Origin of the sequence: Halobiforma nitratireducens JCM 10879 (assembly GCF_000337895.1) — an archaeon.
GTDB classification, from domain to species: domain Archaea; phylum Halobacteriota; class Halobacteria; order Halobacteriales; family Natrialbaceae; genus Natronobacterium; species Natronobacterium nitratireducens.
In genome coordinates this window covers 93,774-112,328 of record NZ_AOMA01000142.1, presented here as the reverse complement: position 1 = coordinate 112,328, position 18,555 = coordinate 93,774, and the positions used below count along the sequence as shown (strand labels likewise).

Sequence of the window (18,555 nt, the reverse complement as noted above, 5' to 3'; positions counted from 1 at the left end):
CGACGACCGAGATCGGCCGGCGGCTCCCCACGCATCAGAGCATCCCGCGGAGGTAGATCGCGTCGTCGGTGATGCGTTCGACACTGCCCTCGTCGAGGGGATGTGCCCCCTCGTCGGCGTCTCCCCACCCCAATTTGGCCTTGATCGTCCCCGTGATGCCGGGATCGGAGTCGACGTACCCCCGCCCGTTATTGACCTCGACGAGTCGGCCGATCTCGGTCCCATCGTTGTTTAGAACCCGTTTCCCTTCGTCGTCTTTCGTGAGCCGTTTCCGGGTCATGGCAGGGTGGCTCCGCCCCGAGTGCCCGCGGAGCGGTACCGGCCGATAGGATTCGTCCCTCATAAACGACCGAAACCGTTGTACGGCCATACTGATGTGTTACACGACCGCAAAACGACGAGCCCGTTGCTCTCGGTTTACCGCTCCGGTCGCACGCTCGGTAATCACGTTCTACCTGCTCACAACGGAAGGGTTATACCGGTAGTCACGTATTACCAGGCGATCAATGGACTCGCGCGAGTTCCCCGCTTCGATCGACGACCCTCGTGTTACCGACCGGTTTTGCCGCCGGCTCCCCGGCGCGGACGGTGACCTGCTCCTCCTCGGGGTCGTCCACGACCACCCCGCAAGCGTCGGCCGCGTCGAGCGCGTGCTCGAGGCCGTCGATCCCGGTCCCGAAACGGTCGCACTCGAGTTACCGCCCGCCGCGACCCCGTTATACGAAGCCTACGCCCGTGACGCCGACACGCACCCGCCGCGGTTCGGCGGCGAAATGAGCGCGGCGATCCGCGCGGCACCGGACGCCAACATCGTCGGCATCGACGCGCCGAACTGGTCGTTCCTCCGACGGGTGCTGACGCGGCTGGTCGCCGACCGGGCGTCGGCACGGACGGCCCGCCGGGTCGTCTCGAGTGTCGGCGCGGCGTCGCGGGAGGCCGTCACTTGCCGGGTGGCTGCGACCCTGACGAACGCGACGTCGATGACGATCGCCCACGACGATCACGAGCCGATCGAGTACGACTGTACCCACGACGACCCGCCGGAGCGCCAGGCCTCTCACGAGCGATCACACGTCGCGGGCGTCCACGCGCTTCTGGGCGGTATCGATGCTGACGGCGACCAGAGCGCGCTCGCATACAGGGACGACACCCGCGAGGAGTGTATGATCGATCGACTCGAGCAACTCCGACGCGACGCGGGCGATGTCGTTGCCGTCGTCGGGATCGACCACCTCGAGCGACTCGCCGACGAGCTGGATCGGTGACGGATCGCTGCGACGCCGACTGATTACCAGGCCGATGCGGGCAGGAGCATCGACTGGTCGAGCGCTCGTGACGGGGAGAAGTGTGCGTTCCCGATCAGCGACGGTCAGTCCGCGTAGGGGTCGACCGATGGCCGGTACTTGCAGCCGGACCGTTCGTCGGCGGTTCGATCACGACTTCTCTCCCGCCGTCGATCGTCACCCGATAATCGTCGACGACGAACGAGACTCGACCACCGGCTCGAGGCGTGCCGTCGTACTGCGGCCGAAAGAGCGAGTCGAGGGCGTCCGGATCGACGATATCGTAGAGAGTGATGCGTCCGTCCGTCGGATCGACCCCCATGCAGTCGGCCAGCGCGTGAACAACTGTCGTGCTGAGCGTCGCCGGTCCGTCAGGGTCGTGAACGACGCGGTAGGGAGCGGACGGGCGACCTGTCTTGGGAGATGGGGATGAGCGCTTGTGCATGATCGTTCGCTACCACTACTCCATACTTGATTAATAAAAACTTTCTCCTCGATATCTACAACAGTAGTTGGATTCGGTAAGTAGTAGTGACTGTCTTTTTCATTTGTATGCTGTCGAGGAATACAGTGCCGACTGCAACGATTTACACACTGACCGCCGATCCGTCTGGCGATCAGTGCGCATTGACTTGCAGTGGCTACGATAGCTGTCCATCCCCGTTGGTGGTGGCGTCGATCGGATGCCAAGTGCGGACAGAACAGGATACACAACTGAGGGAGCGTTACCGACGGAGCGTCGAAACGCAGTGCCAGCAGTACGTGTACGTCTGGTCCGCGGCGTTGCGCGCACCGCAGTGTGGGCACCTGATCGTCTCTCCCTCGAGATCACGCTCGTCGTCGGGAGGATCGCGGTCGTCGTACTCCCGCGAGTTCGGGTAGCCGTCTGGACCCGGTGAGGAGGGAGAACTCGCGCGGTTCGGGTCGGCGAAGGACGGAGACCCCGTGCCGTCGCCGTTACTGTTGCCGTCGTCGCGGCGCACGTAGACGTAGTACAGTATCAGGTGCAAGAGGGCAAACAGCAACAGATAGCCGATGAGCCAGCCCCAGAGCTCCATCAGCATGGCATACGTTCTCAACGTACTTGGATATTCCCCGCATCACCGCGGACGGACTGTCACTGTGGCTGAACGGTCGTCGTGACGAAGACCCGTTCAGTTCTACAGGCGGAGCAGGCCGAGTGGCTGGGGGTCGTACGGAAGACGTGTCTTCCGTGATGACGAGACGCCGAAGCCGTCTCGAACCACTTGCCCCCGAGGCGGTTCACTGGGGGTTCACTGGGGTACGACGGACGAAGGGACGCGGCGAAATTGAGGATGCGAGCGTGGACGAAGGCTGTTACTCGGGCGGTTGGAGGTCTCGCTGGAACTCGTCGAAGGGGTCGAGGTCGTCGGGAAGGTCGTACTCGATGCGGCGTCGTTCCTGTCGGTTGACGCCCGCTTCGTCCACGGGGGTTGCGACGTCCTCCCAGCCGGGCTTGATTTTGACGCTCTTTGCAGGCATGCCGACCGCGATGTGGTGGGCCGGAACGTCGTGCTGGACGACGCCACGGGCACCGACGATGGCGTTCTCGCCGACCTCGTTGCCCGCACGCACCATTGAGTCGTAGGTGAGGCGAACGTCGTCTTCGATTATCGTGTGGTAGTTGCGCACGTCGGTCTGATCGACGACGTCGTGGTCGTGGCTGTAGACGTGAACCCCGTCGGAGATCGAGACGCGATCGCCGATGGTGAGCTTCCCGCGGTCGTCTAAGTGAACGTCGTCGTGGATCACCGTGTTGTCCCCCACCGTGATGTTGTGACCGTAAGTAAACGAGATACCCTTGAAGAACCGGCAGTCGTCGCCACACTCCTCGAAGAGGTGGTCCGCGAGCATCCGCCGGAATCGTAGCGCGAACTCGACGTTGTCCGCGATCGGCAGACTGTCGAACTGCCGCCAGAGCCACTGCAGGTGTTTCGACTGGCGGAACCGTTCTTCGTCTTTCTCCGCGTAATACTCGCTCTCGAGGGTCGTGTTACAGGGGTCGTAGCTCTGTAATCGCACGCGTTCGGCGGCCGATACCGACGCCCCGTTTTGCCACCGTTCGTAGGCCTCGCGGTCGCCCGAGAGATCGATCAGCACGTCCTCGACGACCGAGCAGGTGTCCTCGTCGCTCGAGAGCCGGCGGTCGACCTCGTCGATGAACTCGCGCATCCCCGCCTCCGCTTGCTCCGGAAGCGAGACGTCCCGCTTTGTCATATCCCGAGATATTGCCCGCGGAGTTGATAGGGGTTCGGTTGTCCGTCCGCTTCGCCGGCTCTCGGGCGGTGAGCCGGGAGTTGCCACCTGTGGGACTGGGAGTGGGACTGGGACTGGAAGTGTAGTGCAGTCACGGTGATCGGTTTCGATCGTTCGGTCCAGCGGCGTCCCACTCCGCGACGATGAGCGCTGGCAGTGCAAGGGCACCGAGCAGTAGCAACGCGGTCACGACCACCGTCCCGGTGGTAACGTGATGTGGGCTGACCTCGAGTTGGGTGACCGCGATCGGCAGGGCGACGACGACGCCCACCACGATCGCGAGCAGGAGTCGGGCCGGATCGCGGCCACGATCATCGACCATACGGGTACTTTTCGGGGGTCGGTAAAGAAGGTTCGACTCCACTCGCCCCGTCGTCCCAACGAGACCAGTCGACTCACCGAACCCCGCCTCTCGACGCCTCGAGCGTGGCCGAGCGGACGACTGTATATAAGCCCCTCTATATCTGGGTCGCCTCCCTTTGCCGATAGCCGCCTACGTTCTAGGTAGGAGGTACCCCACTATGACGCCCCACGAACACGAGTTCACCTGTTCCGACTGCGGTCGAGCGATTCCCGTGACCGAGGCGATGCTCGAAGCGACGTTGCGCCACGGCTGTCCCGTCTGCGGGGCTACAGTCGAAGGCGGGAAGGCGACCGCGTAGTACTGCCAGGCTCGATCCGCGGGTTCCCGGTTCCCGGTTCCACGATTACAGCGTTTCGACGACCCGGACTGGAAATCGAATCACCACTATCTGGACAGCAATACGAGCTACGACGGTCAAACTGCTGCCAGCGCCGTCGAATTTTACCTTGGGACACCGAATTGAACTGCCCCTAGAGTCCTTTGATTCCCTTGTAGAACCACTCAAGTACTGTCGCGTGGTAACACTCATCGTGACTGATATCGATATCGAGTACGTCCCCAAAGCGTGTGCGTACATCACCCGCGCTACCGGTGAGTTGCTCGTGTTCGAGGGACCAGGCCACGACGGCCTCCAGATTCCGAAAGGAACCCTCGAACCCGGTGAGTCCCCACGAGAGGCGCTGTTCAGGGAAGTGATGGAGGAGAGCGGCCTCGGAACCCTCAACGCGACCCAACGCCTGACGACCGACGTCTGGACGCGCCGGGAGTCCCCTCCGAAGCGGTACGTGCGTCACTTCTTCCACGCGACGGTCCACGAGCCCCGGGACTGCTGGACTCATACCGTGACCGACGGCGGAGACGAACACGGGTCGGAGTTCGATCTGTACTGGGTGGAGCCGCCGGTCGGCCGCGAGTTCGCCCTCGATCTCGACGACTACCTGCACCTTCTGCCGATCGACGGAAGCAGCGGCGTGGCGACGGCGTCGGACTGAACCGCTGTTGATCGTCACGCGGTTTGGTCGCTTTCGTGGTTCTTCATCGCCAGTCGTCACGGCCCGTCGCCGCCAGTCGCCGCCAGTCGTCACCGCCCGTCGCCCGAATCGACGACGAGACGCGCCGTCCGCTCTCACAGAAGCCGGCTACTTCGAGAGTGCGCGCTCGACTGCGTCGGCCACGCTTCGGGCCTTCTCCGCTAGCTCCGCTGAAACCAGCCCGTCCGCGACCGCGCCCTCGAGTTCGTCGGCGTCGACGATTTCGACAGTCCCGTCCGGCGTCTTGATGACGTCGACGTAGAGATCGACGTACCGCACCGCGTCGGGGAAGAGTTCCACTGGAGTGCAGACGTTGACGTAGGTGCCTTTCGAGTCGCCGTCCGCGCTCTTGTAGGTCGTCGGATACCACCACCGACCCTCTCGGAACTTCGTTACCGCTACGTCCCCTTTCTCTTTGGGCGTTCCCAGGGCGTCGTAACTGCCGCCGCCGTGTATCGATCGCTCGAGGGTGATCGATCCGTCGCCGTCCCACGCGGTGACCTCGCCGTAGCCAAGCGAGATACGACGGCCGTCTGGTTTCCCGTGGCCGATCTCGAGGCGGTCACCCATCGTCGGACCGAACTGGCGGGAGACGGCGTCGAACGGGAACTCGTCGTCACCGTCGGACGAGTCACAGACTGCTTCCGCGAAGTCGACGGCCGCGCTCGCGGCTCGATCGGCGGCCTTGATTCGGTGGTGGCCCGGCATCGTCGTCTCGACCGCACGACGGTCCCCGTCCAGTGCGACCCGCGACTCACGGCCGAACCAGCACCACGCGGTCCGGCGTGGCGTGGCGAGACGTGTGGGTTCGCCCGGCTCGTCGGGCGCGTCGGCGATCGCCGACGCGAGATCGTCGGCGCGACCGACGGCCCGTTCGATCGCAGCCTCCATCGCCTCGAGGTTGGCGTCGGTCGCCGCCCGTTTCCAGCGCAGGCCCCACCCCTCTGGGATCGACGCCGAAAGCAGGTCGGTCATGCCCACGAGCTCGGTGCCTGCCTCGCCGCTCGGGAGCGCCGAGACGCCCGACAGATTTCTGGAGAGCGTACAGAGCCCGCCGTCGACTTCGAGGGATGGCCCGACTCGAGGGTCGTCGTCGTCCCAGGGTGGCGTCGGCTCCCGGACCTGTACCCGGTAGCGGTTGCCCTCGCCGACGTAGCCGTCGACGTCGTCGTACGGGAGATACCCTCGTCGGCCGTCGCCCAGGTCGACGACTGCGCCGCTCCCGCCGCCGGCCTCGAGCACCTCGGCGTCGAAGACCCCGCCCCGAGGGGTATCGTCCTCCCAGCGGAACGTGTCGATACCGACGGACTCCAGGCGGGCCAGTACCGCGTCGACGTCTTCCGGCGCGCCGGAGACTTCGACGCCCTGCCTGTCGCGGCTCGTCTCGATCCGGACGTCGGCCGGGACGGCGTCGAACGGGTCGTCGAACCGCTCCTCGATCGGGTCGGAAGCCTGGACGACCTCGAGTTCGGGCTCGTCGCCTTCCTCGTCTGTCGTCGCTTCCTCGAGACGTTTCGTGATCGCCGTCGTGTAGATGCCGCGGACGCGTACAGTGGTTCGGCTCATGTGTGGAAAGTCGGGGTTTCGTGGTAGCTACGTCGGCCGGTCGCCGCGATCGGCTTCTGCCGGGTATCGACGCGACACCGACCGCGGGCGTGTGGCCCGTCGCTCGTGTGCTCCGGTTCGGACACCGGGGCTTTGTGAATTCCGAGTTTCGCCGACGCTCGACGACTGGCAGCGACGCCTGACGCTGGGCGCTATCGCCGAACGCTTACCGGGACGGAGCGGCAAGTGATGGTATGAAACGCAGGCGCGACCCGGTCGAGCGAGCCGACGACGGCTCGACCGATCTCTACGACGTGTCGACGTGGGAACCCCGATCGGCGCTCGATCGGTTCTCGTATGCCGTTTACGGCGCTCTCACCTACGGATTGCGTTCGATCGTTCTCGCGGTCGCGTTTGCGATCACGCTCCTGTTGCTCGTCCAGCCGGCGGTACTCGTTGCCGAGGATCCGTTTCTCGGCGTCTTCTTCGGCCTCTCGGTCGTTCCTGCGGCGCTGCTTGCGGCTTTCATCTGGTACACCGACATCACGACGAACGAACCCCTGGGCCTGCTCGTCGCGACGTTCGTGCTGGCGGTCCTGTTCGCGACGTTCGCGGCAGTCGTCAACTCCTTTTTCCGCCCGTGGTTCCAGCTGGTGCCGCTCGTCGGGACGGCGTTGTTTTTCTACCTGATCGTCGGCCCCGTCGAAGAGGTCGTGAAACTGCTCGCGGTCCGGTTTTTCGCCTATCGAAGCGACTCGTTCGACGCGGTCATCGACGGGGCGGTCTACGGCGCGGTCGCCGGGCTGGGCTTTGCCGCGATCGAGAACGCGATCTACATCTCCGGGACGGTCGCCCAGGTCGGTACCGAAACCGGGCTGTTTACGGCGGCGACGGGAATCGCGACCGTTCGTGCGCTCGTCGGCCCCGGACACGTCATCTACTCGGCGATCGCGGGCTACTACCTCGGGCTCGCGAAGTTCAACCCGCGACATGCCGGCCCGCTGGTCGTCAAGGGACTGCTCGTCGCTGCGTTCGTCCACGCTACCTACAACACGACCGTCGGAATCGTTCCAGGGATGGTCGCCGAACTCACCGGCCTCAGACCCGACGCCGCGTTCGTCAGCTACGTGATCCTGTTCAACGGCGTCATCGGCTACTACCTCTACCGAAAGATCGCACGGTACCGACGCCGGTACCGCGAGGTCGACGCTGCGGTTCCGGACTCGCCGTCGTCGGAGCTGACGGAGTTCGACCCGCCACGGCGCTAACCACACGCTCACCGCCGGTTCGAGCGCGAAATCGGCCCGCACGCTGGTGCAGGCACCACCGCCTTGCACGGCAGGGGACCACGATAACCCATGCAAACGTTCACCGAGGCCGACCTCGAGAAGCGGGTCGAGAACGCCAACGGCGAGGTGATCGGTACCGTCACGGAGGTTACGGGTGAGACGGCCCTCGTCGAACCGCGCCCCGGGGTGGTCGATTCGATCAAAGCGGTGCTGAACTGGCGGGAGACACCGTCGGAGACGGTGTCGATCCGTGCACGTACCGTCGACGAGATCACGGCCGATGCGGTTCTCCTCGACGGAGAGCCGATCGTGGACCCCGAGGGGCCACCACCCGAATCGGACGAGCCGCCGGCTGACGGGGTGGCTCCGAGCGACGTTCCCGCGGAGCCGTCGACTGAAGCCGAAGCGCCGGTCGCTCGAGACGAGTACGGGGTACCCGATGGCGAGCCGGCCGACTCCACGCGCGAGCCGTCGCCACCTGACGGCGATGCCGCTACTGACCCGAACGGTGGTCCAGAGACCGAGCGACGCCGAACGGACCTCGAGACGGAGCGGCCGGAACGACTGCAGTCGGACGACGACGTGACTGGCCCGGGGGAGACGATTGCCACTGGCACCGATAGCGACACCGACACCGACACCGACACAGACGGAAAACTCCACTCCACTCGAGCGGACCCGGGCCCGGCTCCGGACGCGGAGAGCCCGGAGGCGAGGGACGACGAAGACTACCACTCGAGTGGGGCCGACGACACCGACGAGACGGACCTCGCCGACGAGCTGTCGCTCGGCATCGACGACGACTCGCTCGAAGCGGTCGGCGGAACCGAGAGCGAACGTCTCGACGGTGAGCGCGACGCGGACGAGCCGGCTGCGGCGGCGATCGATCCTGGACCCGACATTCAATCGGCTTTCGGCGGGAGCGAGGCTGGGACGGCATCCGAGACCGGCACCGGCTCGGACACGGCGGACAGTGCTCGAGAGTCCGACACCCGATCGACCGACGCCGCGGCGGAACTCGAGACCGGCGTCGATATCGAATCCGTCGTGGACTCCGAGGGGGAGGAAGGGTCCACCGGCTCGGCTGCCGGAACTGGAAGCGATGCCGAATTCGGCTCCGACTCCACCGACACGGACTCGGCGGCGACGCTCGACCTCGGCATCGACGCCGCTTCGGTCGCGACATCCCAACTCGAGCGGGAGACCGTGACCGAAACGGGCCTCGAGACCGACCCGGCGACGATCGTCGGGGAACCGCCAGCGGGGAGCGAGGACAGGGACACCGCTTCCGGACCCGAGACGCGACGTGCGATTCCCGAAGACGAGGCGTCGTCGATCGACGAGCCGTCGAGTACGGCTGGTACTCGAACCGATCACGGTCGGTCTCGAGGCCGATCTCGTAGTCGATCGAACGGCCCGACCGCAGTCGAACGACAACTGTCCGCCCAGCGTGCCGCCATCCGTGCAAGCGTCCGGAGTGCGCTGGCGATCCAGAAAGGAACGCTCGGGATCGCGACCGCGGCAGGACGGGGCTACCTGACCGCCGCCGGGGCGATGACGGATGCAGCCACGTCCGGTGACGGCGACTCCTCGGAAACGACGGCTCGCGGACGAGAGCGTCCCCGTCGCCCTGTCGGAACCGATCTCCCACACGCTGCGGGAACGTCGTCCCAGGACGACACGCTCGCCGAGGAGTTCGCGACTCAACTGCCGGAACTCCGTGAGCTCCACCAGTCCGTGATCGATCGAGAGAACGGACGTGCCCGTCGAGACGATCGGATCGCGGCGCTGCTCGAACGGCAGATATCGTTGCTCGAGCGTTGTCGCAGTCTCCTCGAGGCTGACTCCCCGTGATCGACGGAACCTGTAAGTAGCTGGACCGGTTAGCGCCGACGATGGTCTCAGTCATCGGGTCACTCGTTGCGTTCGTCGTTGCACTGCTCGTCGGTGGGCTGGCGATCTACCTCGGTGCGTCGGTCGTCGTCGGTTCCGAGGATTACTCGCATGCCGTCTGGACGGCCCTGTTCGGCGCGATCGCGTGGGCACTGACAGCGTGGATACCGCTTCTCGGGCCGTTCGTCGCGCTGGTAGCCTGGATCTGGGTGATCAACTGGCGGTATCCCGGCGGCTGGATCGACGCCGCCATCGTCGGCGGTGTCGCCTGGGTCGCCGCGGTGGTCATCCTCCTCCTGGTCAACGTCGTTCCCGGCGTCTCCATCGGCGCGTTCGGTGTCCCCGGCGTCTGACTAGTCGAACCGCGCTTCGAGCAGCCGCTCGACGTACTTCGCCAGCACGTCGACCTCGAGATGTACCGGGTCACCCGGCTCCTTCTCGGATAGCGTCGTGAGCTCGTAGGTCGTCGGGATGATCGCGACGGTGACCGTTCCCGCCTCGGGATCGAACGACGCGACGGTGAGGCTGATCCCGTCGAGGGTGATCGACCCCTTCTCGACGACGTAGCGTTCGTACCCCTCGGGAAGTTCGAACTCGAAATACCAGTCCTCCTCGACGGACTCGACGCCCGTCACCGTTGCGACCGCGTCGACGTGGCCCTGTACGACGTGGCCGTCGAACCGTCCCTCCGCGGGCATCGCCCGCTCGAGGTTGACCCGGTCGCCCACCTCGAGTTCGCCGAGGTACGTTCGTTCGACGGTCTCGGATGCGAGGAAGAGTTCGAACCAATCGCCGTCTTCGTACCGTTCGACGGTGAGACACGCGCCGCTGACGCTGATACTCTGTCCGTGCTCGAGGTCGGTCGCGACCTCGTCGGCCCCAATCCGGAGACGGAGCCCGTCCTCGGTTCGCTCCCGGCCGACGATCTCGCCGGTCTCCTCGACGATTCCCGTGAACATGCTCGTAGGTGAACGTGGAACGCTCGGGGGAAAGCCGTTCCGGGTCGAGACGGTACCGGCGTCGCCTCGTCCGGCCGATCGCCGACCAGCGTCCGGCTCGGCTCCGGTCCCTGTCCTGCCGACCCGGAGCACAACACCTTTTTGGGTGGGGGCGAAGCTTGGACTCAATGGACGCGGATGCGGACACCGACCCGAACGCCGACCCTGGCCGCGACCTCGAGCCCGGGGTCGGTGCGGCTGCCGACTCCGGCCGCGATGGCGATGGCGATGGTGATGGTGACGCCGACGAGCCGGTCTACTACGTCATCAGCGACCTCCACATCGGCGGCGACGAGCAACTCGAGGAGGTGCCGTTTCTCGACGAACTGCTCGCCTTCCTCGAGCGCCTCGAAACGACCGACGAGAACGCGGAGCTGATCATCAACGGCGACGCGTTCGGACTCTGGGAGTTTACCCAGGTCGACGGTATCGAGAAGTTCGAGGTACTCGAGGAGACGTACCCGGAGCTGTTCGAACAGTTCCGCGCGACGGGCGAAACTGTCCGGATCACCCTGATCCCGGGCAACCACGACCACGAACTCGCGGCCTACGACGAGTACGTCGAGCGGTTCGACGAGTACAACGTCGATCTCGTCCCGGAGCAGTCGATCTCCCGGACCATCGGAGAGCAGGCGATCCACTTCGAGCACGGCCACCAGCGTGACGACAACAACCGGATCGAGGACTGGGGCAACCCCCACGCGACGCCGCTTGGCTACTACTACAACACTCTCGTCACGAGCCGTGCAGGACAGCTCTCGGATCGCGGTCGGTACAACTGGCTGAAAGACGTTCAGGCGGTCACGCCGACCGAGCGGATGCCGATCTGGCTCTTCTCGAAGTACTTCTACCGGGAGATGAACCCGCTCATCCGGTACTCGCTGATCCCGTTTCTCCTCTTGTTCAACATCAGTCTCCTCCTTGCGGTGCTGACTGGCCTGGATCTACTCAGCATCTGGGAGATGCCGGTCGATCGCACGGAGGCGTTTCTCTCCCAGTTCGGTCCCGCCGGAACCGCCGCCTGGTTCTTCCTCGCGCTCAACGTGACCGTCGCCGGGCTGCTCGCTCTCGTCGGCGTCCCGCTGTATTTCATTCGCCGGGATATCCGGAAAACGGTCGACCGATTCGGCGTCTTCGAGACGGAACTGACCGTCGATCCGGAAGGCCCCTACGAGGAGGCCGCACAGCAGGTCTTCGACGAGAACCCGGAGACGACGATCTTCTGTTACGGCCACACCCACCGACCGACGATCCGCGATCTCGAGGGTGGGATCATGGTCAACAGCGGGACCTGGCTCAAACGACTCCACCGGCGAGACGGTATCATCGGCATCCTGCCGCCGGTGTTCTACCCGTCCTACCAGTTGGCGGCGGTTCGGATCGCGCCCGCGTCGAGCGGAGACGGGGATCGGGATGCCGTCGCCGTCGAGTTCGAACAGTTCACGAAGCCGAGCCCGGCGACGGAGGAGCTCACCCGAACCGAGCGCTTCTTTACCGTCGGCCGGGAACCCGAGCCGGACCTGCCTGACCGCACGGTCGTCGACTCCGCGACTGCGGAGCAGCCCTCGACGATAGAGGCCGCCGACTGACGCACTCGTCTTGGTTGCCGGACCGGGGTCGATTCGGCGCTCGAGTGCTCGACGGAGAACTGGTCGAATCGGATCGGACCTGTCGCTCGGGACACGTGTCGCTGCGCTTTTGTCCACTCCCCGAGTAGCCGACGGCAGATGGCAGGCTTTCTCGACACGATCAAGCTCGCGAGCGTCCTCGTCCTCGCGATCCCCGCGGCGCTTGCGGGCCTCGAGTTGCTGTTCCTCCGTGGGCGGCTCCTCCCGGGTTCGGTTTTACTCGGCCTTGCCGGCGGACTCGTGGTCGTCCAGCAGCGGCTGACGACGCCCGGCGACGCGCCAGGGATCGTCGCGCGACGGCTCGGTACTGCAGTGCTCGGCGACGGCGAGTCGGCCGACGACGGAACGACGAACGCGAAAAACGACGACTCCCGGTCGTAAGCGGCTTCTGGGTCCCGTCTCGAGGTGGGTGGCGGGAAGTGGAAGTAGAGGTCTACGACTCGAGGAGACTCCCTGGCTCGAGCGACCGTGACGGCGCGACGAGCCACTCTGCCGGTCTCTCGTCGTCCCTTTCCGGCGTCGTAAGTATATCCGCGATCCGGAGCCTGGCGTCGCCGACCGCCACGGTTGCGTCGATCCGGACGACCGCACCCGGCTCGATCTCCGTTCCCGGCTCGAGGGGTCGTTCTACCGGCTCGAGACCGACGCCGGCGACTCGCGTCTCGATCGCGTCGTCCTCGCCGAACGCCCGGATCTCGGCCTCGAGGTCCCCTTCGACGGCCGCGACGGATTCCGGGCCGGACGAGAGCATCGCCCGGTTCGACTTGAGCGCCTGCGTGAGCGCGACGTGGGTCCGTCGCTCCCGGCCGCCGTCGCCGTCGACGACGACGGTTCGCGCGAGACCGCCGTAGTAGCCGTCTGGCCCGTGCGGAGCGACCGAGATCGCGATCGGCTCACCCGGCCGGAGGTCGTCCCCGGGTGCGGTGATCTCGGTGTTTCCCGCGGGGAAGCCGCCGGCGGCGATGATTCCCGTGTCGACCGCGATCCGGAGTCGCTCAGCCGTCAGCGTGACTGTTTCGTTCGCACCGTCACCGACGAGCCGACCGTCCGCGACCGACGCTTCCGCGAGTCGCTCGACGCCCCTATAAATGCCTGCTCGAGCAGTTCGCTGGGCTCGTTCGATCCGGTCGCGCTCCGCGCTGGCCTTGGTCGCTCGGGCGCGCTCGAGTACGTCCGACGACGCGAGGTCGAACCCCTCGCTCTCGAGGTAGAGCGCGGCGTCGTGGGGAATCCGGGCCGGAGTCAGTACTCTGCCCGCGTCGTCCAGTGTGTCGGCGAGCCGATCCGCAGCGTGCCCGGATCGATCGCTCGCCCGAACTAGCCACTCGTCGCCGTCGTAGGCGACCGCGAACGGGCCACCGGCGGCCTCCGACAGGAGATACCGAATGCCCGGGTCTCGAGCGGTGCCGGCGTGGACGAACGCCGCCGCCTCGCGGGCGGCGAGCGCATCCTCGAGGGTGGATTCGAGCGTACTGTGAGTCTCGGTCGTTTCGGGTTCGGGTTCGGGTTCGGGTTCGGGTTCGGGTTCGGGTTCGGGTTCGGTCTCGGTCTCGGTCTTGGCCTCGATCCCACTCCCACTCCCGACCTCGAAATCCCCCGTAGAACCGGCGTCCGATCGGGGGGTTTGCCCCTTCTCATCCACTCTCTCACCGTCACTTTCGGTTCCGCCGTTGCTCTCGCCCCCACTCACGGTTACGTCGCTTCCGCGCCGGCCTCGAGTTCGTCGGCGTCCTCACTGTCGTCGTCGCCGTCCCCTGGCAACGGCTCTTGGGCCTCCGCGACCAGTTCCTCGAGGGTCGAGTCGGTGAGGTGTCCCTCCAGCAGAACGTCGATCGGCAACGTCGGGGCACCGTCGACCAGGTTCTCGAGGAGAACGAGTCGTTCGCGGGCTCGAGACATGCCGACGTAGAAGACGCGGCGTTCGTTGTCCGTGAGTACCGGGACGGGCGACGTCGACTTGGTGAACTCCTCGACGCCGGGCACGTCCTCGGGATCGTCGACGGTCGCGACCATCTGTTCGACGACTTTCTCTGTCAGGTCGGTGCCGACGATGACGTGGTCGGCCTCACGACCCTTCGCGGAGTGGATCGTGCCGACCCGGACGCGATCGGTTTCCATCCCGACGTACTCGCCGATGCTGAAGTACGACCGGATGCTCTTTTTCTGGAAGTTAGTCACCTTTCGTACCATGTCGGCCGCCGAGGCCGAGTCGGGCATGAACGGGACGTGATCCTCGACGATCTCGGCGGGGATCAGCAGCTCCTGCAGGTCGTCGATGCCGGCTTCCTCCTGGCGTTCGTCGATCGTGTCGAAGAGGTCGTCGCGCTCTTCGGTCCCGAACGCCGACTCCTGGAGCATGTCGGCGAGCCGTCGGGCCTGCAGGCCGGTAACGTCCTCGCCTGCGTCGATGGCCTCGATCGCCCGGACGTACTGGGTCAGCCGGTCGGTCCACATCCGCTGGTCGGTCAGCGACGTGAATGGAATTCCTTCGGTGATGAACTCGTCGATGAACTGGAACATCTGGTAACGGGCCCGGAACAGGACCATGACCGTCCCGTCGGGGTCCTCGACCAGCGTTCGCCGGACCATCCGAACGACGTCGAGCATCGAGGCGTTCGCGCGGGCCTCGACCGCCCCGCCTTCCTTGCGCGGCTTGAGGTCCTTGTCCTGGCGTTTCTCGATGTGGCGAATCTCCTTGTTGACCGCATTGAGGACGTTCGACGGCAGACGGTAGGAGTTCGGCAGAATGATGTCCTCGTCGACGGCCTCCTCGAGCAAGAGCGCGGGATCGGCCCCCTGCCAGGAGTAGACGACCTGGTCGTCGTCGCCGGCGATCAGCACCTGCTCCATGTGGGGTTTCCACTCGTCGTAGACGTCGTACTGGAGCGTGGTAATGTCCTGGAACTCGTCGATCACCAGGTAGTCGACGCTCGGGAGCAGGGACCGCTGTTTGACCCGCTCTAGCATGTCCGCGAAGCCGATCTTGCCCTCCTCGCCCTTGTAGGAGCGCCAGGCGCGGATGGCTTCGGGGACGTCGATCCGGTCGTCGTCACTGGGCCAGGTCGGGGTGTACTTGTTGCCTTCCTGTGCGTTGGGGTCGATCTCCGGTGGCAGCCGGACTTCCTCTTCGTCCCACTGGAACGGAACGTCGTACCAGTCGGCGACATCGCGGCTGGTCCGCTGGAGCCACTGGCTCGTCGCGATGATCTTGTTCCCGATGGTGGTCGACCGTGCCGTACGACGACCGGCACCGCTGTACTCGTCCTCGAACTCGAGGCCGAACTGTTCGCAGAACTCCTCTTTCTCGGTTTCGCCGATGACGTCGCTGCGGGAGAGGTCCAGCAGATCGTACGCCTTGGCGTGCATCGTACAGACGTTGCCCTGCAGCGCACGGGGGCTCTCGCCGAGCCGGTCTGCGAGTCGTTCGCGAACCTCCTGGGCTGCCGCTCGCGTGTACGAGACGACGAGGATATCCCGGAACGTGACGCCGTCCTGTTCGAGGATTTCTTCGACGTGGTCCAACAGTGCGGTCGTCTTCCCGCTTCCCGGACCACCGAACAGCCGGGTCACCTTCGTCTCCGTGGTAGCCATTGTAGCTATTCAAGAGCGCGATACTCATAAGTCACGTGGGTTTTCGACGACGAAAACGGACCGTTGACGGGTAGTTCGGGGCGTCAGCGTTAGCGGGCGGTTCGACGGCTTCATACGGTTTACTGTAAGTCAGTTCCCCTGCAACCGCGAGCCGAACGGTTGCACCGGGACATCGGTACAGCAATCCGCATCAGGGGTTTCGGGGTGAGCGGGCGGTTCGAACGTCGGCTCCGTCCCGAATCTTATCCTGACAGTCGGGACAGACGCGCGGATCGTCGACGCCTCGTGGCGTGAACACCCGCGCATACGCTTCGGTTACGAACGAGCCGCAGTTCTGGCATTCCGGCATATCTCCTCAGCACTACTGTTTGGAATTAATACACTATAGTTATGTCGGATGACTAGGCTGGAAATTGGAGGGCTACCGCTGATCGGGACGAGACGAGAAGAACCGAAACGGGGATCGACGGTCGCCTACACCGTCGGCTCCCAACCACAAACTGTACAGGAGTTCGCCGACCGCTCGTGAATCCCGCCACACTCCGGACACTGCTTTTTGTTATACTCCTGTTCCCACCCTACTCGTTCGACCGTGTGACCGCGGTCAGTGAGGAACTGATCGAAAACGTCGTCACCGGCGTCGTTGGGTGAGGTACCCATAGGTGTGTCATCGACCACCAAGGTATTAAATCATTGGGTGGCCGTATATCCTTCCGCAGCGTTTTCGACAGGTAATCGATCGAATCCGTCTGGACTCGAATCGAACGGAGACGCCGGCTCAGGTGGGACGAGGCGGATGCCACGGTGCTCGACTCTGGGGTAGTCGGCGAGGCCCGACCCTCGAGTTTTTCCCGGTCTCGCTCGAACGTACGTCTATGACTGATCTCAGCCTCGACGCGACACAACTCGACCGCTACTCGAGACACGTGATCATGGACGAGGTCGGCCCCGAAGGGCAAAAACGGCTGCTCGAGGGGTCGGTACTGGTCGTGGGGGCGGGCGGGCTGGGGTCGCCGGCGATCCAGTACCTCGCGGCGGCTGGCGTCGGCCGACTGGGAATCGTCGACGACGATGTCGTCGAACGGTCGAACCTACAGCGGCAAATCGTCCACGGGGACGCCGACATCGACCGACCGAAAGTCGAGAGCGCGGCGGACTACGTGGACGCGTTGAACCCCGACGTCGATGTCGAGACCCACGAGATGCGGCTCACACCCGACAACGTCGGCGACCTCGTGGCCGACTACGACGTTGTCCTAGACGCCAGCGACAACTTCGCTACCCGGTACCTGCTCAACGACCACTGCGTGCTCACCGAGACGCCGCTGTCACACGGTGCGATCTACCGCTTCGAGGGCCAGGTAACGATGTTCACGAACGAACGTACCGGCGAGGACGACCCGCCGTGTTATCGCTGTATCTTCCCCGAGGCACCCGAACCGGGAACCGTCCCCGACTGTGCGACGACCGGCGTCCTCGGCGTACTTCCCGGCACCGTCGGCTGCATTCAGGCTACCGAGGTCGTCAAGTACCTCCTCGGAAAAGGCGACTCCCTCGAGGGTCGTCTTCTCATGTACGATGCGATGGACATGAGTTTCGAGACGGTCGATATCGTGTCGAATCCTGCCTGTCCAGTCTGTGGGGAGAATCCCGAGATCGAGTCGGTCAGGGACGTCAGCTACGAAGGGAGTTGTGAAATTTCGGCGGATTAACGCCACGGGATCGTGCCGTTTGCAGTCATCGTCCGAACCGACGGCCGGGTCGGGACCGCACACCGAAACATGCTAAATAATAGCCATAATTCGTTCAGGGCCGCATGGCCATCTCCTCGGCCCGGACCCGACGACACGGGATCGGCTACACCGGGTCGGAGAGCGGGCAGCGGACCGTTCCTCGACTACTCCTGATGGCGAACCCGGACCATCCCGTCCGACGTCACGCCGACGATCAACGGCGTCGACACTTCTCGGCCCGTGATCGCGGAGCCGGCCGCGTCGCTGACGGCTTTCATCAGATCGGGTGCAGTGTAATCGACCTTGACGCCGGCCTCGTCGCAGGCTTCGTAGACCTGGTTCGGCACGTCGTAGAGGTCGGTCCCCTCGGGAACGCGAACCCGGACCGGTGCACGAAGCGCCTCCGCGAACGCGACCGTCTCGCGCGCTTTCTCGAGGTTCTCGCGGGCGCTGGCTTCGATCGAGGAGACGTTCGCCCGTGACGTGCCAAGCTCCGCCGCGATATCGGCCTGAGAAATGTCTCGTTCACGCAACGCGAGTACCTGGGCCTGCCGGTAGGTGAGAACGCTCGAGTCGGGCTCGAACCCGATATCGTCGAGCAGTTCGTCGACCTCATCGAGCACGGCAGTCACCTCGTGCTACCGGACCGGAACCCCGACGGAGCCCGGACCGAAATCGGTCGCAGGCTCGAGTACGACCGTGGCTTCGGCTGTCGACCCCCCTCGAGTCCGCTCGGACTCGGTCGTTCATACCGAGTATTTGCGGGCTACGGGATGAAAGCTTCCCCGGTCCGTCGCCGACCGGTCGCTCGATGGGCGGCGGTGCTCGCCTGTAGGAACGCGGAGAGAAAGGCGGTGTTCGGTCGGCTCGCGGTGTGAGGGCGGTTCGGTACCGGGTCGGCCGGTGACGCGACGGTGCGTCGG

At 65.0% G+C, this 18,555-nt stretch carries 21 protein-coding genes; 9 read left to right on the top strand and 12 right to left on the bottom strand.

All coding sequences use genetic code 11. The annotated features are described in order from the left end of the window. Nucleotides 1–34 precede the first annotated feature (34 nt). Entirely contained in the window at nucleotides 35–280 is a 246-nt protein-coding gene (locus C446_RS13960) for a hypothetical protein (protein WP_006673775.1), read from the bottom strand. A gap of 226 nt (nucleotides 281–506) precedes the next feature. Here C446_RS13960 and C446_RS13955 point away from each other — a divergent pair, with 226 nt between their 5' ends. Beyond that, nucleotides 507–1,265: a hypothetical protein gene (locus tag C446_RS13955; RefSeq protein WP_006673774.1), complete on the top strand. Its 759-nt coding sequence runs from the start codon at nucleotides 507–509 to the stop codon at nucleotides 1,263–1,265. Between the two features lie 94 nt (nucleotides 1,266–1,359). Here C446_RS13955 and C446_RS13950 read toward each other — a convergent pair whose 3' ends face one another. The 4 genes from C446_RS13950 to C446_RS13935 all read right to left on the bottom strand — a co-directional run bounded on the left by C446_RS13950 (nucleotide 1,360) and on the right by C446_RS13935 (nucleotide 3,882). Beyond that, nucleotides 1,360–1,728: a HalOD1 output domain-containing protein gene (locus C446_RS13950; RefSeq protein WP_049920242.1), complete on the bottom strand. Its 369-nt coding sequence runs from the start codon at nucleotides 1,726–1,728 to the stop codon at nucleotides 1,360–1,362. A 280-nt stretch (nucleotides 1,729–2,008) separates the two neighbouring features. Next, on the bottom strand, nucleotides 2,009–2,341 hold the full coding sequence (locus C446_RS13945; protein ID WP_049920248.1) for a DUF7577 domain-containing protein: 333 nt from the start codon (nucleotides 2,339–2,341) through the stop codon (nucleotides 2,009–2,011). 280 nt (nucleotides 2,342–2,621) lie between these two features. Continuing rightward, nucleotides 2,622–3,521, bottom strand: a complete 900-nt coding sequence (locus tag C446_RS13940) for an acyltransferase (protein WP_006673771.1) — start codon at nucleotides 3,519–3,521, stop codon at nucleotides 2,622–2,624. 130 nt (nucleotides 3,522–3,651) lie between these two features. Further along, entirely contained in the window at nucleotides 3,652–3,882 is a 231-nt protein-coding gene (locus C446_RS13935; RefSeq protein WP_006673770.1) for a hypothetical protein, read from the bottom strand. A gap of 199 nt (nucleotides 3,883–4,081) precedes the next feature. Here C446_RS13935 and C446_RS19380 point away from each other — a divergent pair, with 199 nt between their 5' ends. Both C446_RS19380 and C446_RS13930 read left to right on the top strand, forming a co-directional pair. Continuing rightward, entirely contained in the window at nucleotides 4,082–4,222 is a 141-nt protein-coding gene (locus tag C446_RS19380; RefSeq protein WP_006673769.1) for a DUF7560 family zinc ribbon protein, read from the top strand. A gap of 232 nt (nucleotides 4,223–4,454) precedes the next feature. After that, on the top strand, nucleotides 4,455–4,916 hold the full coding sequence (locus C446_RS13930; RefSeq protein WP_394295217.1) for an NUDIX hydrolase: 462 nt from the start codon (nucleotides 4,455–4,457) through the stop codon (nucleotides 4,914–4,916). A 147-nt stretch (nucleotides 4,917–5,063) separates the two neighbouring features. Here C446_RS13930 and C446_RS13925 read toward each other — a convergent pair whose 3' ends face one another. After that, entirely contained in the window at nucleotides 5,064–6,521 is a 1,458-nt protein-coding gene (locus C446_RS13925) for a DUF402 domain-containing protein (RefSeq protein ID WP_006673767.1), read from the bottom strand. A gap of 233 nt (nucleotides 6,522–6,754) precedes the next feature. On the opposite strand from C446_RS13925, the gene C446_RS13920 reads away from it, so the two are divergent. From C446_RS13920 to C446_RS13910, 3 genes are all read left to right on the top strand, one after another. Further along, entirely contained in the window at nucleotides 6,755–7,768 is a 1,014-nt protein-coding gene (locus C446_RS13920; RefSeq protein WP_006673766.1) for a PrsW family intramembrane metalloprotease, read from the top strand. A 90-nt stretch (nucleotides 7,769–7,858) separates the two neighbouring features. Further along, nucleotides 7,859–9,643 carry a hypothetical protein gene (locus C446_RS13915; RefSeq protein WP_006673765.1) on the top strand — a complete coding sequence of 595 codons (1,785 nt, stop codon included), beginning with the start codon at nucleotides 7,859–7,861 and terminating at the stop codon, nucleotides 9,641–9,643. A gap of 41 nt (nucleotides 9,644–9,684) precedes the next feature. Continuing rightward, on the top strand, nucleotides 9,685–10,035 hold the full coding sequence (locus C446_RS13910; RefSeq protein WP_006673764.1) for a hypothetical protein: 351 nt from the start codon (nucleotides 9,685–9,687) through the stop codon (nucleotides 10,033–10,035). Here the strand turns inward: C446_RS13910 and C446_RS13905 are convergent, their stop codons facing one another. Further along, nucleotides 10,036–10,641 carry a riboflavin synthase gene (locus C446_RS13905; protein ID WP_006673763.1) on the bottom strand — a complete coding sequence of 202 codons (606 nt, stop codon included), beginning with the start codon at nucleotides 10,639–10,641 and terminating at the stop codon, nucleotides 10,036–10,038. A 167-nt stretch (nucleotides 10,642–10,808) separates the two neighbouring features. Here C446_RS13905 and C446_RS13900 point away from each other — a divergent pair, with 167 nt between their 5' ends. Then, entirely contained in the window at nucleotides 10,809–12,269 is a 1,461-nt protein-coding gene (locus C446_RS13900) for a metallophosphoesterase (protein ID WP_006673762.1), read from the top strand. A 138-nt stretch (nucleotides 12,270–12,407) separates the two neighbouring features. After that, a complete protein-coding gene (locus C446_RS13895) occupies nucleotides 12,408–12,689 on the top strand; it encodes a DUF7533 family protein (RefSeq protein ID WP_006673761.1) in 282 nt (93 codons plus the stop codon). Nucleotides 12,690–12,741: 52 nt separating this feature from the next. Here C446_RS13895 and C446_RS13890 read toward each other — a convergent pair whose 3' ends face one another. From C446_RS13890 to C446_RS13880, 4 genes are all read right to left on the bottom strand, one after another. After that, complete coding sequence (locus C446_RS13890; RefSeq protein ID WP_006673760.1) at nucleotides 12,742–13,998, bottom strand: M24 family metallopeptidase; 1,257 nt, start codon at nucleotides 13,996–13,998, stop codon at nucleotides 12,742–12,744. A 2-nt stretch (nucleotides 13,999–14,000) separates the two neighbouring features. After that, nucleotides 14,001–15,899 carry a UvrD-helicase domain-containing protein gene (locus tag C446_RS13885; RefSeq protein ID WP_006673759.1) on the bottom strand — a complete coding sequence of 633 codons (1,899 nt, stop codon included), beginning with the start codon at nucleotides 15,897–15,899 and terminating at the stop codon, nucleotides 14,001–14,003. A 190-nt stretch (nucleotides 15,900–16,089) separates the two neighbouring features. Beyond that, the gene (locus C446_RS20830) at nucleotides 16,090–16,248 is read right to left on the bottom strand and encodes a DUF7563 family protein (RefSeq protein WP_455349961.1); all 159 of its coding nucleotides are present in this window, start codon (nucleotides 16,246–16,248) and stop codon (nucleotides 16,090–16,092) included. Between the two features lie 125 nt (nucleotides 16,249–16,373). Beyond that, the gene (locus C446_RS13880) at nucleotides 16,374–16,559 is read right to left on the bottom strand and encodes an HVO_0416 family zinc finger protein (protein ID WP_049920241.1); all 186 of its coding nucleotides are present in this window, start codon (nucleotides 16,557–16,559) and stop codon (nucleotides 16,374–16,376) included. A 215-nt stretch (nucleotides 16,560–16,774) separates the two neighbouring features. Between C446_RS13880 and ubaA the strand changes: the two genes are divergently transcribed. Then, nucleotides 16,775–17,611, top strand: coding sequence for an SAMP-activating enzyme E1 (gene ubaA / locus C446_RS13875; protein ID WP_006673758.1), 837 nt, complete (start codon nucleotides 16,775–16,777; stop codon nucleotides 17,609–17,611). Between the two features lie 185 nt (nucleotides 17,612–17,796). Here ubaA and C446_RS13870 read toward each other — a convergent pair whose 3' ends face one another. Next, nucleotides 17,797–18,255 (bottom strand): Tfx family DNA-binding protein, encoded by a 459-nt coding sequence (locus C446_RS13870; protein ID WP_049920240.1) that lies wholly within the window; start codon nucleotides 18,253–18,255, stop codon nucleotides 17,797–17,799. Nucleotides 18,256–18,555 lie beyond the last annotated feature (300 nt).